This window comes from Occultella glacieicola (genome assembly GCF_004353825.1).
GTDB classification, from domain to species: Bacteria; Actinomycetota; Actinomycetes; order Actinomycetales; family Beutenbergiaceae; genus Occultella; species Occultella glacieicola.
In genome coordinates this window covers 422,409-440,246 of the sequence record NZ_SMNA01000006.1, presented here as the reverse complement: position 1 = coordinate 440,246, position 17,838 = coordinate 422,409, and the positions used below count along the sequence as shown (strand labels likewise).

Below are 17,838 nucleotides of genomic sequence, written 5' to 3'. Positions count from 1 at the left end.
GCGGGCCACCGGTGACCCGGGAGGAGCGTGTCCCGATGGAACTCGGACGACAGCGGGCCCGGATGCGGGCGGGCGAGTGGTACAACGACCTCACCGAGGAACTCGTCAAGGCTCGCGAGGACTCGGTCCGGCGCACCGACTCCTACAACGCCAGCTTCGGTCGCCCAGCGCCCGAGCGCGAGGCGCTGCTTGCCGGGCTCCTGCAGCGGATCGGTCGCCGGGTCCACTTCGAGCCGACCTTCCGGTGCGAGTTCGGGTTCAACATCGCGATCGGTGACGACTTCTACGCCAACTTCGACTGTGTGATGCTCGACGGCGGCGGCATCACCATCGCGAACCGGGTCCTCCTCGGGCCCCGGGTCAGCATCTACACCACGAACCACGCCGTGGACCCCGCCGACCGGGCCGCGGGGTGGTGCCTCGCCAGGACGGTCGCCGTCGCGGACGACGTCTGGGTGGGCGGCGACGTCACCATCAACCCCGGGGTCACGATCGGCGCCGGGAGCGTCATCGGGGCGGGAAGTGTCGTCACCCGGTCCGTTCCGGCGGGAGTGGTCGCCGCCGGAGTGCCCGCACGAGTGATCCGGCCGATCACGGAGGCGGACCGGGTGTCACCGCCGCATCAATGAACTGGCCCGCCCCGGGGGTTCGATGAGACCCTTCGGTCGGGAGGACGCCATGCACATCGATCCGAGTACTTTCGACGAAGCCGTCGCCACGTCGTCGTTCACCGGCGTGGTGACGGTGGACGTCGGGGACCGACGCACCCTCGAACGCTGCGAGGGATACCGCCAGCGTGCCCTCGGTGCACCGATGGTCGTGGACGCGCGGATCGCGATCGCCAGCGGCAGCAAGGCGTTCACGGCGCTGGCCGTGATGCGCCTGGTCGAGGACGGTGCCCTACGGCTCGATCAGCCGGTGCGCGACCTCCTCGGCGGCGACCTGCCGCTCATCGACGACGCCGTCACGATCGAACACCTGCTCACCCACACCTCCGGCATCGGGGACTACCTCGACGAGGACGCCGACTGGGAGGTGTCCGACTACGTGCTCACCCTTCCCTCCCACACCCTCACGACCGCCGTCGCCTTCCTCCCGATGCTCGAGGGACACGAGCAGAAGTACGCGCCCGGCGAGCGGTTCTCCTACTGCAACGGCGGCTACATGGTGCTCGCGGTCCTGATCGAGAGGGTCACCGGCGAGACCTATCACGACGTCGTGCGGCGCCTGGTGTTCACGCCCGCCGGACTCGGTGCCACCGACTTCCTCCCGCTCAACGAGTTGCCGGTCGACGCCGCGCAGGGGTACGTCCACGACGAGGGCGACCTGGTGAACACCCTGCACCTGCCGGTGCTCGGCAACGGTGACGGTGGAGCGTTCACCACGGCGGCAGACCTCCACCGGTTCTGGCTGGCATTCCTCGGCGGGCGGATCGTCTCCCCCGGCAGTGTCGAGGAGATGACCCGCCCGCGGCACGACGTTCCCGAGGAGGACCTGCGCGCCGGCATGGGCTTCTTCCTGCACCGGACCGGACCGGCGCTGGTACTCGAGGGCTACGACGCCGGCGCCTCGTTCCGGTCCACCCACATCATCGGGACCCGGACCACGGTGAGCGTGCTCGGCAACAGCTCAGAGGGGGCATGGCCGGTCATCGGGGTCCTCGCCGGCGCGATCGACGCGGAGCTCGCCCCGGGGCCGACACCGGGCGCGTAGCAACCCGGCGCCGACCCCTGGGCCGCCCGACCGCGACGGCGAGCGTGCCCAGCCGCCGACGATGCCGTGGCCGGGCATCGCCGGGACTCCGGCGCGGGTCCGCCGACGGGAGGTTCCTGAGGCGGACCAAGAGCACGTGATCTGCTCGTGAACCCTCGTGCGGCCGCGGGTGCCGGTCGCCGCGATGTCATATCCGGCTGGGCTGTCCCGTCAGAAGTGTTGGCGTTCCCGCTGGAGCGCCACGACCGGGAGAAAGGACCCGCCATGAACGAGCACACCACTGACCAGCACGTCGCTCTGATCACCGGTGCCAACAAGGGCATCGGACGGGCCGCGGCCGAGCAACTCGCCGGACTGGGGATGACCGTCGTCGTCGGCGCCCGCGACCCCCGGCGCGGCGCGGAGGCGGCGGCGCAGATCCGCGCCACGGGTGGCGACGCCCATGCCGTCAGGCTGGACGTCACCGACCCGGCCGTCGTGACGGCTGCGGCTCTCGAGATCGAGGAGCGCTTCGGCCACCTCGACGCACTGATCAACAACGCCGCGATCACCGGCTCCGGCCAGGTCTCACCCGCGGACGCCACCGACCAGATCCCCAGCTCGGTCGACCTGGATATGGTCCGGGCGGTCTTCGAGACGAACGTCTTCGGCGTCATCGCGGTGACCAATGCCATGCTCCCGCTGCTGCGCCGCGCAGTGGCACCGCGCATCGTCAACGTCACCAGCCACGCCGGCTCGTTGGCGATGAACAGCGACCCCGGCGGACTCTCCTCGGCTTTGCCGGCGTCAGCCGCCTACAGTCCCTCGAAGACGGCGCTCTCGGCGCTGACCGTGCAGTACGCCAACGAACTGCGCCCCGACGGCATCCTCGTCAACGCCGTCGCCCCCGGCTTCGTCGACACCGACAGCAACGATCACACGGGGCACCTCACCCCGGCGCAGGGTGCCGCACCCGTGGTCCGGTTCGCGACGCTGGGCCCGGACGGGCCCAGCGGCGGGTTCTTCGCGGAGGAGGGGACGGTGCCGTGGTGAGCACGACCGCCGGTCGCGGGCCTCAGTCCCGGACCACCTCGCTCACCGACGCGTCCGCGTCCGTGTCGAGAGTGGGCGCACCCGAGGTGGCCATGACGTCCTCCGGCTGCTCGTGGCCGCCGAGGAACTGCGTCATGTACAGGTCGTAGTACGCGCTCTTGGCCTCGATCAGCTCGTCGTGTGAGCCGCGCTCCACGATCCGCCCGTCCTCCATCATCAGGATGGTGTCGGCGTCGCGGATAGTGGAGAGCCGGTGCGCGATCACGAAGCTGGTCCGGTCGGTGCGGAGCGCGTTCATCGCATGCTGCACGAGCAGCTCCGTGCGGGTGTCCACGCTCGAGGTCGCCTCGTCCAGGATCAGCAGCGACGGGTTCGCGATGAACGCACGCGCGATCGTGATCAACTGTCGCTCACCGGCGGAGATCGACCCACCGTCGGTGCTCACCCGGGTGTCGTAGCCCTCCGGGAGTTGCCGGACGAACCGGTCGACCATCGTGGCCTCGGCCGCCGCGATCACCTCCTCATCGGTGGCATCGAGACGCCCGTACCGGATGTTCTCCATGATCGAGCCGTCGAACAGCCAGGTGTCCTGGAGCACCATGCCCACCTGGGTACGCAGGGCGGCCCGGCTGAGTTTGCGGGTGTCCACCCCGTCGAGCAGGATCCGGCCGCCGTCGAGCTCGTAGAAGCGCATCACCAGGTTGACCAGGGTGGTCTTCCCGGCCCCGGTCGGGCCGACGATCGCGACCGTCTGACCCGGCTGCACCGAGAACGACAGGTCCTCGATGAGCGAGGTCTCCTTGCTGTACGAGAAGGTCACGCCCTGGAACTCCACGTGCCCGTCGGTGCGCTCGGGCAGCTCCGCGTCGTCGGAGTCCGCCTCCTGCTCGTCGGCGTCGAGCAGCTCGAACGTGCGCTCCGCGGAGGCGACGCCCGAGATCAGCATGTTCGCCATCCCGGCGATCTGGCCGAGCGGCTGGGAGAACTCCCGGGAGTACTGGATGAACGCGGTGGCGTCCCCGATCGTCAGCGTGCCCGAGGCGACCCGGAGCCCGCCGGCGACGGCGATCAGCACGTACTGCAGGTAGTTCACGAACTGCATCGCCGGCATGATGATGCCGCTGACGAACTGGGCGCCGAACGAGCTGGCGAACAGGCCGTCGTTGCGCTTGTCGAACTCTTCGAGCATCTCCTTGTCGCGGCCGAACACGCGCACGAGTTCCAGGCCGGAGTAGGACTCCTCGATGTGTCCGTTCAGTTCGCCGGTGCTCTTCCACTGCTTGGTGAACAGCTTCTGCGACTGGGACCCGACCACCCCGGCGATGATCGCCGAGAGCGGCAGCGCGATGAGCGCCAGCAGGGCCAGCTGCCAGCTCACGATGAACATCATGATCGCGATGCCGATCACCTGCAGCGCCGACTGCACGAGCTGGCTGAACGCCTGCTGCAGCGCCTGCTGCATGTTGTCGACGTCGTTCGTGACCCGCGACATCAGGTCGCCGCGCTGCCGGGTGTCGAAGTAGGACAGAGGCAGCCGGTGGATCTTCTCCTCGATCTCCCGACGCAGGTCGTAGATGACCCGCATGGTGAGCGCGTTCAGGATGAACCCCTGCGCCCACATCAGCACCGAGGCGACCACGTACATGGCCAGCACGGTGAGGATGAGCCGGGCGAGCAGCGCGAAGTCGATCCCCATGCCCGGCACGATGTTCGAGGCGCCGGCCAGCACGTCCGCGAACTGGACCGACGTCGGGTCACCCGTCGCGCGCAGGACCTCGATGATCTCCGGGAGGGTGAGGCCGGGGAACTGGTCGTCCAGCTGGAGCCCGATGGCGCCGTCGAAGATCACGTCCATGGCCTGACCGAGCACCTTGGGCGCGATCACCGTCAGCACCACGGAGGCGGCCACCAGCACCACGACCAGGGCGAACCGCACCCGGTGCGGACCGAACAGCCCGAACAGCCGCTTCGCCGACGGCCAGAAGGCCTTCGGCTTGCGCGCCGGGGCGCCCTCGCCGAACATCCCCATGTCGTCCTCGCCGGGGACGAACTCCTGCTCCAGGTCGTCCTCGGGTGCGTCCGCCACGGCGACGGCGGAGGCCGGCTTCGCGGCCGGCCCGCCCCGGCGGTCGACCGGGTCGAGCGGCTTGTCGTTCACGTTCGGGTTCTCCTCGGAGGATCTGCGGGCGGTCATCGTGCGGCCTCGATGCTCATCTGTGACTCGACGATCTCGCGGTAGGTCTCGTTGGACTCGAGGAGTTCCTCGTGACGGCCCTGTCCGACCACGGCGCCACCGTCGAGGACCACGATGTTGTCCGCCTCGGAGATCGTGGAGATCCGCTGGGCCACGATGATCACGGTCGCGCCGCCGGTGGCCTTGTCGAGTGCGGCCCGCAGGCGGGCGTCGGTCGCGACGTCGAGGGCGGAGAAGGAGTCGTCGAAGACGTACACCCGGGGCCGCGCGACGAGCGCCCGGGCGATGCACAGCCGCTGCCGCTGACCGCCGGAGACGTTCGTGCCGCCCTGGGCGACCTTCGCGTCGAGCCCGCCGGGCTTGTCGCGGACGAAGTCGGCGCCCTGCGCGACCTCCAGCGCCTCCCACAGGTCGTCCTCGTCGGCCTCGGTGTTGCCGAACCGGAGGTTCGAGCCGATCGTCCCCGAGAACAGATACGGCTGCTGCGGAACGAGCCCGACGAGCCCCGCGATCTGGTGACGGGTGAGCGAACCCACGGAGACGCCGTCGATCGTCACCTCACCCTGCTGCGGGTCGAACAGCCGGGGGATGAGCTTGACCAGCGTGGTCTTGCCCGCTCCGGTCGACCCGACGATCGCCGTCGTGGTGCCCGGCTCGGCGACGAAACTGACGTCGTCGAGCACCGGAAGCTCGGCGCCGGGATACCCGAAGCTGACGTGGTCGAAGACCACCCGCCCGTTGGCCGGGAAGTCCTCCGAGCCACGCTCGCGGACCGGCATCGAGGTCTCGGTCGCGAGCAGTTCGTCGATGCGCTCGGCACAGACCACGGCCCGGGGGATCATCATGACCATGAACGTGCCCATCATCACGGCCACGAGGATCTGCAGCACGTACTGCAGGAACGCGCTCAGCTGGCCCACGTCCATCTGGCCGGCATCCACGCGGTAGCCACCGAACCACAGCACGGCCGCCGTGACGATGTGCAGCACCATCATGATGACCGGGAACATCAGCACGAAGACGTTGCCGACCTTGATGGAGGTCTCGGTGATCGCCGCGTTCGCGTCGCGGTAGCGATCCTGTTCGAACGGCTCGCGCACGAAGGCGCGGATCACCCGCAGCCCCACGATCTGCTCGCGCGTCACGTCGTTGATCCGGTCGATACGTTCCTGCATCGTCCGGAACAGGGGGAGCAGGATCCGGACCAGGAGACCGACGATGAGGAACAGGAAGGGAACGGAGACCCACACGAGCCAGGACAGGCCCGGGTCCTCACGCAGGGCCATGATGATGCCGCCGATACACATGATCGGTGTGGACACCATGAAGTTCAGCGTCATCAGCACGAGCATCTGCACCTGCTGCACGTCGTTCGTGTTGCGGGTGATCAACGAGCCGGTGCCGATGGAGGAGATGTCCAGGGCGCCGAGGCTGTCCACCTTGCGGTAGATGTCGCGACGGATGTCGCGACCGACCGCCATCGCGGTCTTCGCGCCGAAGTAGACGGCGGCGACGGCGGTGACGGCCTGGACGCCGCACCAGATCAGCATCTGTCGGCCGAGTTCCCAGATCAGGTCGACGTTGCCGGTGCTGACCCCCTCGTCGATGATGCGGCCGTTGAGGCTGGGCAGGTACAGCGCGGCGATGGTGGAGATGAGCTGCAGAACGACGACTGCGGCCACCCACCGTCTGTACGGGGAGGCATAGCGAAGCGAGAGGCGAAGCAAGGTCATGAGGAGGTGCTCCCAGGGGTGAGGTTCGAGCCGTCGTCGAGGTTAGATCAGGGGTCTGACATTGCGCATCGTCATATCGGATGATCCGCGTCACGGATCGGGGGCGGTGGGGCGCGGCCCCGGTTCGGCGTGGTCGGCGCGGCGACCGAGCGTGGCAGCGGGCGAGGGTCTCCGCGTGAATCGGGTATGGCGCTTTCCCAGCCTTGGAATCGGGTATTGACAAGTGATGACTGTAGGCACCATGCTCGGTTGCGAAAGCACTTTCGCTCGATCTCAGGTTCGCGCGAAACGGCCGAGACCCGAGCAACGTCGCCGAAGGGACCCCCGTGAACCCGTCTGAGCCCGCGGACGCCTGGTCCGACCCGTCGGTCGCCCGGCCCGGTCGGGTGTTCGTCACCGGTGCGGACGGCCTGATCGGACGAGCCGTGGTCGCTGCGCTGGTGGCGGACGGAGTGCCGGTCACGGCGCTGTCCCCGACGTGGGGCCGGCCGAGCCCGGCCGATCGGATCGTGACCGGCGACGCCACCGACGCCGGCGATGTGGCGGATGGTCTCGCCGATGCCGATGCCGTGGTGCACCTCGGCGCGATCGCCCACCGTGACCTCGCGCCGCCCTACGAGGTGTACCGGACGAACACGGACGCCACGTTCAACGTCCTCTCCCAGGCCGGACAGCGCGGCATCCGCCGCGCCGTGATCGCGAGCAGCATCAACGCGTTCGGCGTCCCGATGAACCACCACGATGTGGAGCCCGCGTACTACCCGATCGACGAGGACATCCCGACCCAGATCGACGACTGGTACTCGCTGTCCAAGCGCAGCGACGAACTGACCGCGGCGATGGTGGCCAGCCACTGGGGCATCGACGTGGTCGCCCTCCGCTTCCCGCACGTGGCCGCCGCGGACGACCAGCGCCGGTACGCGGCGCAGGCCTCGCGTGACCCCGCTCGCATGGCCAGGGAGGGCTGGTCCTACCTGGACCTGCGGGACGCCGTGGGCGTGGTGCTCGTGGGCCTGGTCGCACCGTTCGAGGGCGCCCACGTGGTGGGGGTGTCCGCCGCGGACACGTTGCTCACGACCGACACGACCACCCTGCTGGACCGATACGCACCGGGGGTGCCCCGCCGTCGGGCGTTGCCCGGCCGCAGCAGTCTGATCGACACCACCCGGGCGACCGATCTGCTCGGCTTCCGGCCCCGGCACTCGATCCATGCGCCCACGGGCTACGGCTCAGCACCGGCGCCGGCCGGGGTCCTGCCATGACCGACCGGACGAGCGCGTTCGCGCAGCCGTGGGACGCCCCAGCGGACCTGCGGATCACAGGGGTGCGCGCGATCGTGACCGCACCGGAGGGCATCCCGCTCGTGGTGGTCCGGGTGGACACCTCGGACGAGGGTCTGTACGGGCTTGGCTGTGCCACGTTCACCCAGCGGTGGCGTGCCGTCGTCACGGTCGTCGAGGAGCACCTCGCCCGCCTCGTCATCGGCCGGTACCCGGGTGACATCGAGGACCTGACCCGGCTCGCCCGATTCTCCGGGTACTGGCGCGAGGGACCGGTGGGCAACAACGCCATCTCCGGGCTCGACCAGGCGCTCTGGGACATCGCCGGCAAACGGGCCGGACGCCCGGTCCACGAACTGCTCGGCGGGCGGGTGCGGGGCGCCGCGGACACCTACATCCACGCCGGTGGAGCGGACATCGACCAGACCCTCGAGCAGGCCGAGCGCTTCGTCGCGGCCGGGTGGCGGCACGTGCGGCTGCAGGTCGCCCAGCCGGGTGCCGGCAGCTACGGGGCGCCGAGGCTCGACGCCGTCACCGACGCCACGGCGCCCTACCCGCGCGGCTGGCGGGTCACCGAGTACCTGCGCCGTACGCCGCGACTGTTCGAGGCCGCGCGCGAGCGACTGGGGCAGGACGTCGAACTGCTGCACGACGTCCACTCCAGGCTGGACCCGAAGCAGGCGGTCACGCTCGCTCGCGCCCTCGAGCCCTACCGGCTGTTCTTCCTCGAGGACGTGCTGCCGCCGGAGCACTGGGACGCACTGCCCCAGGTCCGGGCGGCCTCCCCGGTGCCGATCGCGGTCGGCGAACTGACCACGTCGATGACGGACGCGAGCCGGCTGGTCCTCGGCGGGGGTGTGGACCTGATCCGCTCGCACGTGTCCATGCTCGGTGGCCTCACCCCGGCACGGAAGCTGGCCGCGGCCGCCGAGCTCGTCGGAGTGCGCACCGCGTGGCACGCGCCCGGGGACACCTCTCCGATCGGGGCCGCGGCGAACGTCGCCCTCGACGTGACCTCCCCCGCGTTCGGGATCCAGGAGGGTCACGTGTACTCCGATGCGGTTCACGAGGTGTTCCCGGGGACGCTCCGCATCGAGCAGGGCTGGCTCCGGCCGAACCAGGCGCCCGGGTGGGGGATCGACCTCGACGAGGCCGCCGCCGCCCGCTTCCCCGCGGAACTGTCCAGGCACGACGAATGGGCCGCGCAGGTGCGTGGCCTCGATGGGGGGCTCATCGCCCCCTGACCGGTTCGAAGTTATCCAACCCTGAAGGAGTTTCAACGATGAGACGCACGACCCGACGAGCGGCACCGCTCGCTCTCCTTGGCGTTGCCGCCGTGTTCCTCTCCGCATGCAGCGGAGGGGGCAGCGGGGACGACCCGACCGACGGGGCTCCGGTCGACACCGACGCGCCGGTCACCATCTCCGTCGGCGGCATGCCAACGACCGAGAACCCCGAGCAGCGCGCCGACTTCGAGCGCCAGGTCGAGGACTTCAGCGCCGAGCACGACAACATCACCGTGGAGGCGGAGGAGACCCAGTGGGAGGCGGACACCTTCCAGGCACTGCTCGCGGGCGGCACCATGCCCACGGTCATGCAGGTCCCGTTCACCGAGATCGGCGCGCTGATCGAGCGCGGGCAGGTCGCCGATGTCACGGACCAGATCACCGGCAGCACGGTTCTCGAGCAGCTCAACCCGACCGTGATGGACGTGGTCACCGATGCCGACGGCCGCATCTACGGCGTGCCGATCGCGGCCTACACCATGGGCCTGCTGTACAACCGGGCCCTGTTCGAGCAGGCCGGCCTCGACCCGGACGCCCCGCCGCAGACCTGGGATGAGGTCCGGAGCGCAGCTCAGACGATCGACGAAGCCACCGACGCCCAGGGATTCGGCACCATGACCCTGGACAACACCGGTGGCTGGATCCTGTCCACGATGTCCTACGCGTTCGGCAGCACGATGCAGAGCGACGACGGCACGACGGCCACCCTCGACAACCCGGCCACCACCGAGGTCCTGGAGTTCTACCGGTCGCTGCGCTGGGAGGACAACAGCATGGGGTCGAACTTCCTGCTCAACTACGACGACGCCGTGAACGCGTTCGCTGCCGGACAGATGGGCATGTTCGTCCAAGGCGCCGACAACTACAGCAACATGGTGGTGAACCGGGGCATGGACCCGCAGGACTTCGGCGTGGCACCGCTCCCGCAGACCGATGACGGTCTCGGTACCCTCGGCGGCGGGACCATCTCGATCATCAACCCCACCGCGACCCCCGAGGAGATCGCGGCGGGGCTCGAGTGGATCGAGTTCAAGAGTTTCCTGCAGTACACGGACGAGGAGGTCGCCGTGGCCAACGCCGAGGCCCGGATCGCGGACGGCCTCGCGGTCGCGGCGCCGGGCCTGCCGGTCGTGAACGAGGAGGTCAACGAGCAGTACCTCGGCTGGATCGACTCGCTGATCAACGTGCCGCGGGAGAACTTCGAGCTGTACCTGAGCACGGTCGAGGAGATCCCGCTGATCCCTGAGCCGGCGGTCAAGGCGCAGGAGCTGTACGCCACGCTCGACCCCGTCGTCCAGGCCGTCCTGACCCGTGAGGACGCGGACATTCCGCAACTGCTCGGTGACGCGCAGAACACGATCCAGGCAGCGCTCGACGTCGGATGACCACGCGCGGTGGCGCGGTCCGCGAGGGCCGCGCCACCGCCTCACGACCGGAGGCCTGCATGGTTGCCCTCGATGACCCGCCCACCGCTGCCCGGACCCGGGCTCGCCCGGTGCGGCGCCGACCCTCAGCGGTGGCCTGGGTGCGCCGCGGTGGTCTGACCACCCTGGTGTTCTTCCTGCCGCTGCTGCTCACGTTCGCGTACTTCTCCTGGTGGCCGATCCTGCGCAGCCTCGTGCTCAGCCTCCAGCAGACGAACTTCATCGTCACGGAGTGGGTCGGACTTGCGAACTTCGAGCGGGTCCTGGCCGACCCGCTCCTGCTGACCGCGGTCTGGAACACCACCTACTTCACGCTGCTCGCCGTCGCGATCGGGTTCCCGGTGCCGATCCTGCTCGCCGTGCTCATCGCGGAGATGCGCCGGACCCGCGGGTTCGCCTCGGTGCTCGCCTACCTGCCGGTGATCATCCCGCCGGTGGTCTCGGTGCTGCTCTGGAAGACCTTCTACCGTCCCGACGAGGCCGGCTTGTTCAACACCATCCTCGGGTGGTTCGGTCTCGGGCCGCTGCCCTGGCTCAACGACCCGGACCTGGTCATCCCCGCGATCGTCGTGCAGGCCACCTGGGCCAGCTTCGGCACGGCCGTCATCATCTATCTCGCGACGCTGATGACGATCCGGACCGAGCTCTACGAGGCCGCCGAGATCGACGGCGCGAGCATCCTGCGCAGGTTCTGGCACGTCACCCTGCCGCAGATGCGGGGCATCCTGCTCATCATGCTGCTGCTGCAGCTGATCGGGACGTTCCAGGTGTTCACCGAGCCGTACATCATGACCGGCGGGGGGCCCGAGAACCGGAGCATGACCCTGCTCCTGCTCATCTACCGCTATGCCTTCGTCTCCGGGGACTACGGCCGGGCCACCGCGCTGAGCCTGCTCCTCGCGCTGGCGCTGTCGCTGCTCTCGGCGATCTACCTGTGGGCCACCCGACGTTGGAGCACCTCATGACGAACGTGACGACCGAGCCGGCGACCGCGGAGCCGACCCGGGCCCGTCGGCGCCGCGCCCCGGCGGAGGACGTGCGCGACGAGCGCAGCATCATCTCCACGATGGACCGCAAGTCGCCGCTCGTGCGCGGCGTGGTGGCCGTCGCCGGGGGACTGCTGCTGGTCGCGCTCGTGGTCACGTGCGCCGGACCGCTGTTCTGGCTCTTCAAGGCGGCGACGTCCACCTCGACGGAGACCCTCGCCCAGCCGTTCGGCCTGTGGCCGAGCGGGCTGCACTGGGAGAACGTGACCGCCGCGTGGAGCACGGTCAGGTTCGGCACCTACCTGCGCAACACGCTCATCATCTGTGCCGGTTCGTGGTTCTTCGGGCTCCTCGTCGCCACGACGGGCGGCTATGGCATCGCGATCCTGCGACCCGCCTACGCGAAGGTGGTCGAGATCGCAGTCCTGGCGACCCTGTTCATCCCGGGCGTGATCTCGCTGGTCGCCTTGTACCTCACCGTGGTGAATCTGCCGCTGCTGAACGTGAACCTGCTGAACTCGTTCTGGGCGGTCTGGCTCCCGGCGTCGGCGAGCGCGTTCAACGTGCTGCTCGTCTCGCGGTACTTCCAGGCCATCCCACGCGAGCTCTTCGAGGCTGCCCGGATCGACGGCGCAGGTTCCTTCCGGGTGTTCTGGAGCCTGGTCCTGCCGCTCGCCAAGCCGATCCTCGGAGTGGTGTCCCTGCTGACGATCATCGGCGCGTACAAGGACTTCCTGTGGCCCCTGCTGGCCCTGCCGGACCACGATCTGCAACCGATCTCGGTGGCGCTGCCGCGGGTGGAGTCCAGCACCGACCTCGGCGTGTTCATGGCGGCACTGTTCGTCTCGGTGGTCATCCCGGTCGCGCTCTTCCTGGTGTTCCAGCGCCAGTTCCTCCGGGCTGCCGGTAGCGCCGGGGCGATCAAGGGCTGAGGCGCCTCAGCCGGTGGTCTCGCCGACGATCAGGGTCGGCGCCTGGTAGTGCACTCCCGGGGTCTGCTCGCCGCCGAGCAGGTGCGCCGCGGCCGCCTCACCCATGCCGATCAGCCCGACGTCGATCGTGGTCAGGTGGCGCTCGGTCTGGTTGATGATCAGCCCCTCCCAGTTATCGACGCCGACGAGGGCGACGTCCTGGGGAATCCGCACACCGGCCGCCGCGAGGACGTTCTCCACCCCTCGCGCGATGTGGTCGTTGCCGCCGACGACGGCGTCGACCTGCCAGTCCTCCGCGAGGATCCGCTGCGCCGCGGTTCGTCCCCACGCCTCGGTCCACGACCCGTGCAGGACCTCGTGGGCGAGGGTCAACCCGGCAGCGGCCAGGGCCTCGCGCAACCCCTGGACCCGCAGCTGGGCCGCCAGGTCGTCAGCCTCGGCGGTGACGTGCGCGATGCGTCGCCGGCCGAGGGCGAGCAGGTGCTCACCGGCCATCCGTCCGATCGCGACGTTGTCGGGGACGAAGCTGACGTCGTCGGGCTCGTCGGAGAGGGTGAACGCATAGGTGACCGGCACCGAGAATTCTGCCGTGACCGAACGGGTCCGGTGGTGCAGACCCTCACCGACCACGAGCACGCCGTCGATCCGGCGGGCGTTCAGCGCCCGGATGCTCTCGGCCATGTCGTCCCGGCGGCGCAGCCGGGCGTCGTAGAGCAATACCGCTTGCTCATGCTGACCGAGATAGGTTGCCGCTCCGATGATCACGGGCCGGGAGAACGTGCTCTCCGCCCGGTCCGTGAGCACGGCCACCGTGCGACTGCGGCCGAGGGCGAGGGACTGGGCCAGCCCGTTCGGCCGGAAGTCGAGACGCAGCGCCGTCGCCTCGATCCGCTGCCGTGTGGCCACCGAAATCCGGCCGCCTCCGTTGAGTGCCTTGGAGGCGGTCGAGAGCGAGACGCCGGCGACCGCCGCGACGTCGCTGAGCGTCACCTTCTTCTTGGGGACCGCCATGTTCGGCATCGTAGTGCGTCGGCGGTCGCCGTGGTGGCTCACGCTGTGAAAGCGCTTTGCCAGGCCCGACGGCGCAGGGTCGCCTCAGGAGGATCGTGTGCGCAGTACGGAGCGCGCCGTGAGGGCGACCGCCCGGTCGGGGTCGTCGAGCAGGGTGGTCAGGGCGGCCGGCGCCGCCGGTCCGGGGATGTCCGCGAGTGCGGTGGCGATCCGCTGCCTCGCCCCGGCGCCGGCGCCGGCCAGGGCTGCGGCGAGCGCCCCGGCGATCTCCTCGGCGCGGTCATCGCCGGTCGCGAGGGCGCCGAGTACGCTCGCGGCGTCCACGTCCTCGCGTCCCTCGACGACCATCGACACGAGCCCGGGGACGGCATCGAGGTCCCCGTGGCGCCCGCGCGCAATCGTCGCGCATGCCCGCACCTGTGGGTCGGCGTGCTCGAGGGCGCCGGCCAGGACCGCGCCGGCGTCCGGCGAGTCGAGCTTCGCCAGCGCCACGGCCGCGCGCCGGCGGCGGTCGGGGTCGGGGGAGTCCAGGGCAGCGGCGAGCACGCCGGTCGTGGCATCCCCGGTGCGGGCGAGCGCCCACTGGAGCGCGCCGGCAGCGTTCGGTTCCGCCTCGGTGAGTACTGCCTCGGCGAGGACGACGGCATCTCCCGACCCTCCGCCGTCGGGCATCGACAGCGCGACGCGCTGACGCGTGGAACTGCCCGCGTCGAGCGCGCGGATAAGCCCGACGGTGCGCAGCACGTCCGACCAGTCCGCAGGGCCGGCCGCGCGCACCTGCCCGAGCCGGCGGAGCAGTTCCTGCTGGTGTGCGAGCCGCTCCCGGGTGCGCTCGAGGAGTTGGTCGACCAGGTCGGTCGGGCTGAACGAGAGGTCCTCGAGCGCGTCGGTGATCTCCTGGAGGCTGAGCCCGAGTGCCCGGAGCCCCTCCACGTGGAGGAGTCGCCGGACGTCGTCGGGGGAGTACTGCCGGTACCCGCCTGCCGTGCGGGCGGTGGGGCGCACGAGCCCTATGGCGTCGTAGTGCCGCAGCATCCGGGCACTGATCCCGGATCGCTGGGAGACCTCACCGATCAGCATCCGCTCACCCTCCCACCACGGGCGCCCCGAGGACCGCGAGGACGCGGTTCGCCTCGTCGACGGCCGCCTCGAACCCCTCGTCGGGGTTGCGGATGAGCCGGTCGGTCGCCATCGCGTGCCGGCGCACCCCGGCGTCCGGGTGGGTCGTCGCCGCCCGGACGACGGCGTGGCCCGGGTCCCCGAGGTCCACGAACGCCCGGCTGAGGCTTCTGCGCACCTCGCGGTCACCACGGTCGAACTGAGTCGCCAGGACCTGGGCGAGGTCGGCGACGGCGCCGTCGGGGACGAGCGCCACCGCGGTCCGCCACGCCGCGCGGGCGACCTCCGGGTCGTCGTCGCGAAGCAGGTCGTCCGTGATCGCAGGCCAGGCCCGCCGGTCACCGAACTTCGACAACGTGTGCAGCGCCTGGCTTCGCGCCTGCGGGACCTCGGACGTCAGCTCGGCGAGCACCCGGTCCAGGATGGACGGTGGGTCGTGCCGGGTCAGCGCCCAGGTGAGCATGTCCCGCACGAAGAAGTCCGGCTCCACCGCGCACCGCTGCACCAGCACCTCGACGTACTCCTCGCGTGGGCGCGTGCCGGCGGACAGTGCCGCCCGCAGGCGAGCCGACGGGTCGGGGGACCGCAGCGCGTTCGACAACTGTGATCGAGCGTCGTGGTGACGCGTGTGGGTCATGGGGACCACCTCCGCACTCCATGAAAGACCTTGTCACAGTGTGAGGGTCAAGGGTGCGAGCGGGTCGACCCGTGGCAGTCACCAACCGTAGAACCGTGAGGCCCCGGGGATCAGCGAGAGGACCAGGGGGACCAGGAGGATGGCGAGGATGAACGCGGTCCCGCCGGTGAGCCGGCTGGCCCTGGCCGTCGCCGGGCCCCGGGACCATAAGGGGACCGGCTCGAGGATCAGGTAGAGGAGCCAGATCGGTGCGGCCGCGCAGGTGAGCCAGAACCAGGCCCACTTCGTGGCGAGCCTGGGCTGCGGGCCCAAGACGAGCACGAACAGCGCGAACATGGCCGCCAGCACCGTCAAGTTGGCGTGGAGCCCCGGTGCCTCCCAGTCCCGGGTGACGGTGACCGTCACGGGCTCGGGCGAGTCCTCGGCGGCGGCGAGGATGGTGGCGCCCTCGTCGACCTCGGGTCCGTCGGGCGAGGTGTTGAGCTCGTAGGTCGCCACCCTGCGTGCCCGGTCACCGGACCACTCCACCCGATAGCCGCCGGAGACCTCCATGCCGTCCGGAAGCCGCTGGATCGTCAGTTCGGACACCCGCCCGGCGTGGAGGTCGTCGAGCAACTCCTCGACCGTCCCATCCACCGGCTGCAACACCATCTGGACCACACCCACGACCAGCATGAGCGCCAGCGCCAGCCGCAGCCCCAGACCCCATGGCCCCGATTGCGGCACCCAGGTCGGCGCGCCGACGGGTGCGACCGTTCCGTGCTCGAGCAGCGCCTGCCCGTTCCCGTCCGCTCCGGCCCCCATGGCCCCCTCCTCGAGGTGTGCCGTGATCGTACCCGCACCGCGCCCGGCGCGTTGTGGCCCGTGAGCTCACCTCGGTGGTGACAGGGCGCCAGGAGTGGGTGCCACTACGGTTCGCCGTCGAGGCGATGGAGGCCGAGCAGCCTGACGCTGGACCCCTTCACCCGGATGTGCAGACCATGGCGACGGCGTCGCTCCACCTCGTCCACCAGGCGCCGCACCGCCCGCCCGTCCGGGAACGTCGTCTGGCTCAGATCGATCGTCAGGCTCGTCCGCGGGTCCTCGTGGTCGACGATCTCGAACAACAACTCGGTGGTGCGCAGCGACAGCGGGCCGCAGATGCTGACACCGGCGCCGTCCGGAACGTCCTGCATCTGCAGGTAGGCGTGGTTCTCCTCCTCAGCGGGCGTCCATGGCGTCCCCCTTCGGCTCGTGCCGTTCACCGGATCCTCCTGCGCCACATCGGACAAGCCGCCGCCGCCTCGGCCCTGCTGGACAGTTCCGAGGCGATCGCGTCCATCGCGCCGACGGCCACGCCGACCTGGGCGTTGAAGGCGGTGGCGCCCTCCCACCGTGCCAGGCAGCCCAGGTGCCAGCGGACGGTGTCAGCGACGGCCATCACCTCGGCGAGCGACCCGGCGCAGGTCAGGGTCACGGAGCCGGAACGGCACACGACCTGCAGGTCCGGGACGTACTCGCGGAAGAAGGCGGCGACGTCCTCGGTGACGGTCGTCAGGGCGGCGGCGCGCTCATCATCGGTCTCATCGCGCATGCGGATGTCGATGCAGATCACACCGTTCAGGAACTCCGCATCCTGGTCGGCGTCGTGAGGCGGCTCCGTGGCGGGCTTCGGTCGCGTCCGGACGCGCGGCCCTTGGCCTCTACTCATGGCACTCCCCGGACTCGTGGAGTTGCCGGGGGCAGGAGCAACAGGTGGCTGGCAGGCCCGTCACGGCGGCGCGACTGCGCGACGCCCGAACGGTGTGACCCAGATTACACCACGCCACCGATCGTGCATCCGCCGCCCACCCGACCGAGCACCTGTCGCGCAATGGTCACCGCGCACTTAGCGTGGGACGGACCGACGAACTGAGGAGATGTCATGTCTGATATTGCCGGACGGAAGGTCGCCTTCCTGGCGACGAACGGCTTCGAGGACAGCGAGCTGACGAGTCCGTGGCAGGCGGTCACCGACTCCGGTGCCACGGCGAGTCTCGTCTCGCCGGAGACCGGCTCGATCACGGGCAAGAACGGCCACGAGGCAGCCGTGGATGTCCGCTCGGCCGATGCGTCGGCTGCTGACTTCGACGGGCTGGTTCTGCCCGGAGGGGTCGTCAACGGCGACCACCTGCGCATGGACGCCGCGTCGGTGTCGTTCGTCCGTGACTTCTTCGCCCAGCACAAGCCGGTGGGCGTGATCTGCCACGGCGGCTGGATCCTCACCGACGCCGACGTGCTCAAGGGCCGCACGGTGACGTCCTATCCCAGCCTGCGCACGGATCTCGTCAATGCCGGGGCGCACTGGGTCGACGAGGAGGTCGTGGTCGACGCCGGCCTGGTCAGCAGCCGCACCCCGGACGATCTGCCCGCCTTCAACGCCAAGGTCGTCGAGGAACTGGCCGAGGGAGAGCACAGCGGCCAGACCGTCTGAGCGGGCGTCGACCGCGGCCGCGCGCAGCGTAGTGCCGCG

The 17,838-nt window shown here is 70.0% G+C and carries 17 protein-coding genes; 9 read left to right on the top strand and 8 right to left on the bottom strand.

All coding sequences use genetic code 11. From position 1 onward, the window contains the following. Window positions 1-35: 35 nt before the first annotated feature. From EXU48_RS14810 to EXU48_RS14800, 3 genes are all read left to right on the top strand, one after another. Complete coding sequence (locus tag EXU48_RS14810) at window positions 36-629, top strand: sugar O-acetyltransferase (RefSeq protein WP_133108410.1); 594 nt, start codon at window positions 36-38, stop codon at window positions 627-629. Between the two features lie 22 nt (window positions 630-651). Further along, entirely contained in the window at window positions 652-1,713 is a 1,062-nt protein-coding gene (locus EXU48_RS14805) for a serine hydrolase domain-containing protein (protein ID WP_235857046.1), read from the top strand. A gap of 264 nt (window positions 1,714-1,977) precedes the next feature. After that, entirely contained in the window at window positions 1,978-2,745 is a 768-nt protein-coding gene (locus tag EXU48_RS14800; protein ID WP_133108409.1) for an SDR family NAD(P)-dependent oxidoreductase, read from the top strand. Between the two features lie 22 nt (window positions 2,746-2,767). On the opposite strand, the gene EXU48_RS14795 is transcribed toward EXU48_RS14800, so the two are convergent. Continuing rightward, complete coding sequence (locus EXU48_RS14795; RefSeq protein WP_133108408.1) at window positions 2,768-4,939, bottom strand: ABC transporter ATP-binding protein; 2,172 nt, start codon at window positions 4,937-4,939, stop codon at window positions 2,768-2,770. Continuing rightward, window positions 4,936-6,672, bottom strand: coding sequence for an ABC transporter ATP-binding protein (locus tag EXU48_RS14790; RefSeq protein ID WP_133108407.1), 1,737 nt, complete (start codon window positions 6,670-6,672; stop codon window positions 4,936-4,938). The genes EXU48_RS14795 and EXU48_RS14790 overlap by 4 nt, the downstream gene beginning before the upstream one ends. Window positions 6,673-6,998: 326 nt before the next feature. Here EXU48_RS14790 and EXU48_RS14785 point away from each other — a divergent pair, with 326 nt between their 5' ends. The 5 genes from EXU48_RS14785 to EXU48_RS14765 are packed head-to-tail and all read left to right on the top strand — an operon-like array spanning window position 6,999 to window position 12,580. Further along, window positions 6,999-7,934: an NAD-dependent epimerase/dehydratase family protein gene (locus tag EXU48_RS14785; protein ID WP_235857045.1), complete on the top strand. Its 936-nt coding sequence runs from the start codon at window positions 6,999-7,001 to the stop codon at window positions 7,932-7,934. Continuing rightward, window positions 7,931-9,196: an enolase C-terminal domain-like protein gene (locus EXU48_RS14780; RefSeq protein WP_133108406.1), complete on the top strand. Its 1,266-nt coding sequence runs from the start codon at window positions 7,931-7,933 to the stop codon at window positions 9,194-9,196. Before EXU48_RS14785 ends, EXU48_RS14780 begins: the two co-directional genes overlap by 4 nt. A 38-nt stretch (window positions 9,197-9,234) precedes the next feature. Then, complete coding sequence (locus EXU48_RS14775) at window positions 9,235-10,623, top strand: ABC transporter substrate-binding protein (RefSeq protein ID WP_165962821.1); 1,389 nt, start codon at window positions 9,235-9,237, stop codon at window positions 10,621-10,623. 59 nt (window positions 10,624-10,682) lie between these two features. Then, a complete protein-coding gene (locus tag EXU48_RS14770) occupies window positions 10,683-11,627 on the top strand; it encodes a carbohydrate ABC transporter permease (protein WP_133108404.1) in 945 nt (314 codons plus the stop codon). After that, window positions 11,624-12,580 carry a carbohydrate ABC transporter permease gene (locus EXU48_RS14765; RefSeq protein ID WP_133108403.1) on the top strand — a complete coding sequence of 319 codons (957 nt, stop codon included), beginning with the start codon at window positions 11,624-11,626 and terminating at the stop codon, window positions 12,578-12,580. The genes EXU48_RS14770 and EXU48_RS14765 overlap by 4 nt, the downstream gene beginning before the upstream one ends. A gap of 6 nt (window positions 12,581-12,586) precedes the next feature. Here EXU48_RS14765 and EXU48_RS14760 read toward each other — a convergent pair whose 3' ends face one another. The 6 genes from EXU48_RS14760 to EXU48_RS14735 form a co-directional block, all read right to left on the bottom strand. Next, window positions 12,587-13,591 carry a LacI family DNA-binding transcriptional regulator gene (locus EXU48_RS14760; RefSeq protein WP_133108402.1) on the bottom strand — a complete coding sequence of 335 codons (1,005 nt, stop codon included), beginning with the start codon at window positions 13,589-13,591 and terminating at the stop codon, window positions 12,587-12,589. Window positions 13,592-13,675: 84 nt separating this feature from the next. Beyond that, a complete protein-coding gene (locus tag EXU48_RS14755) occupies window positions 13,676-14,671 on the bottom strand; it encodes a MerR family transcriptional regulator (protein ID WP_133108401.1) in 996 nt (331 codons plus the stop codon). Between the two features lie 4 nt (window positions 14,672-14,675). Further along, window positions 14,676-15,347: a HEAT repeat domain-containing protein gene (locus EXU48_RS14750; protein WP_133108400.1), complete on the bottom strand. Its 672-nt coding sequence runs from the start codon at window positions 15,345-15,347 to the stop codon at window positions 14,676-14,678. 78 nt (window positions 15,348-15,425) lie between these two features. Continuing rightward, window positions 15,426-16,151: a hypothetical protein gene (locus EXU48_RS14745; RefSeq protein WP_133108399.1), complete on the bottom strand. Its 726-nt coding sequence runs from the start codon at window positions 16,149-16,151 to the stop codon at window positions 15,426-15,428. A gap of 104 nt (window positions 16,152-16,255) precedes the next feature. Continuing rightward, a complete protein-coding gene (locus tag EXU48_RS14740; protein WP_133108398.1) occupies window positions 16,256-16,591 on the bottom strand; it encodes a hypothetical protein in 336 nt (111 codons plus the stop codon). Continuing rightward, a complete protein-coding gene (locus EXU48_RS14735) occupies window positions 16,588-17,037 on the bottom strand; it encodes a hypothetical protein (protein WP_133108397.1) in 450 nt (149 codons plus the stop codon). Before EXU48_RS14735 ends, EXU48_RS14740 begins: the two co-directional genes overlap by 4 nt. Before the next feature lie 213 nt (window positions 17,038-17,250). Here EXU48_RS14735 and EXU48_RS14730 point away from each other — a divergent pair, with 213 nt between their 5' ends. Continuing rightward, window positions 17,251-17,799, top strand: a complete 549-nt coding sequence (locus tag EXU48_RS14730) for a type 1 glutamine amidotransferase domain-containing protein (protein ID WP_133108396.1) — start codon at window positions 17,251-17,253, stop codon at window positions 17,797-17,799. Window positions 17,800-17,838 lie beyond the last annotated feature (39 nt).

Excerpts from the sequence above, each read along its gene's own strand:
- EXU48_RS14810 (WP_133108410.1), top strand. The coding sequence starts at position 36 with ATGGAACTCGGACGACAGCGGGCCCGGATGCGGGCGGGCGAGTGGTAC.
- EXU48_RS14805 (WP_235857046.1), top strand. The coding sequence starts at position 652 with ATGAGACCCTTCGGTCGGGAGGACGCCATGCACATCGATCCGAGTACT.
- EXU48_RS14800 (WP_133108409.1), top strand. The coding sequence starts at position 1,978 with ATGAACGAGCACACCACTGACCAGCACGTCGCTCTGATCACCGGTGCC.
- EXU48_RS14795 (WP_133108408.1), bottom strand. The coding sequence starts at position 4,939 with ATGACCGCCCGCAGATCCTCCGAGGAGAACCCGAACGTGAACGACAAG.
- EXU48_RS14790 (WP_133108407.1), bottom strand. The coding sequence starts at position 6,672 with ATGACCTTGCTTCGCCTCTCGCTTCGCTATGCCTCCCCGTACAGACGG.
- EXU48_RS14780 (WP_133108406.1), top strand. The coding sequence starts at position 7,931 with ATGACCGACCGGACGAGCGCGTTCGCGCAGCCGTGGGACGCCCCAGCG.
- EXU48_RS14775 (WP_165962821.1), top strand. The coding sequence starts at position 9,235 with ATGAGACGCACGACCCGACGAGCGGCACCGCTCGCTCTCCTTGGCGTT.
- EXU48_RS14770 (WP_133108404.1), top strand. The coding sequence starts at position 10,683 with ATGGTTGCCCTCGATGACCCGCCCACCGCTGCCCGGACCCGGGCTCGC.
- EXU48_RS14765 (WP_133108403.1), top strand. The coding sequence starts at position 11,624 with ATGACGAACGTGACGACCGAGCCGGCGACCGCGGAGCCGACCCGGGCC.
- EXU48_RS14760 (WP_133108402.1), bottom strand. The coding sequence starts at position 13,591 with ATGGCGGTCCCCAAGAAGAAGGTGACGCTCAGCGACGTCGCGGCGGTC.
- EXU48_RS14755 (WP_133108401.1), bottom strand. The coding sequence starts at position 14,671 with ATGCTGATCGGTGAGGTCTCCCAGCGATCCGGGATCAGTGCCCGGATG.
- EXU48_RS14750 (WP_133108400.1), bottom strand. The coding sequence starts at position 15,347 with ATGACCCACACGCGTCACCACGACGCTCGATCACAGTTGTCGAACGCG.
- EXU48_RS14745 (WP_133108399.1), bottom strand. The coding sequence starts at position 16,151 with ATGGGGGCCGGAGCGGACGGGAACGGGCAGGCGCTGCTCGAGCACGGA.
- EXU48_RS14735 (WP_133108397.1), bottom strand. The coding sequence starts at position 17,037 with ATGAGTAGAGGCCAAGGGCCGCGCGTCCGGACGCGACCGAAGCCCGCC.
- EXU48_RS14730 (WP_133108396.1), top strand. The coding sequence starts at position 17,251 with ATGTCTGATATTGCCGGACGGAAGGTCGCCTTCCTGGCGACGAACGGC.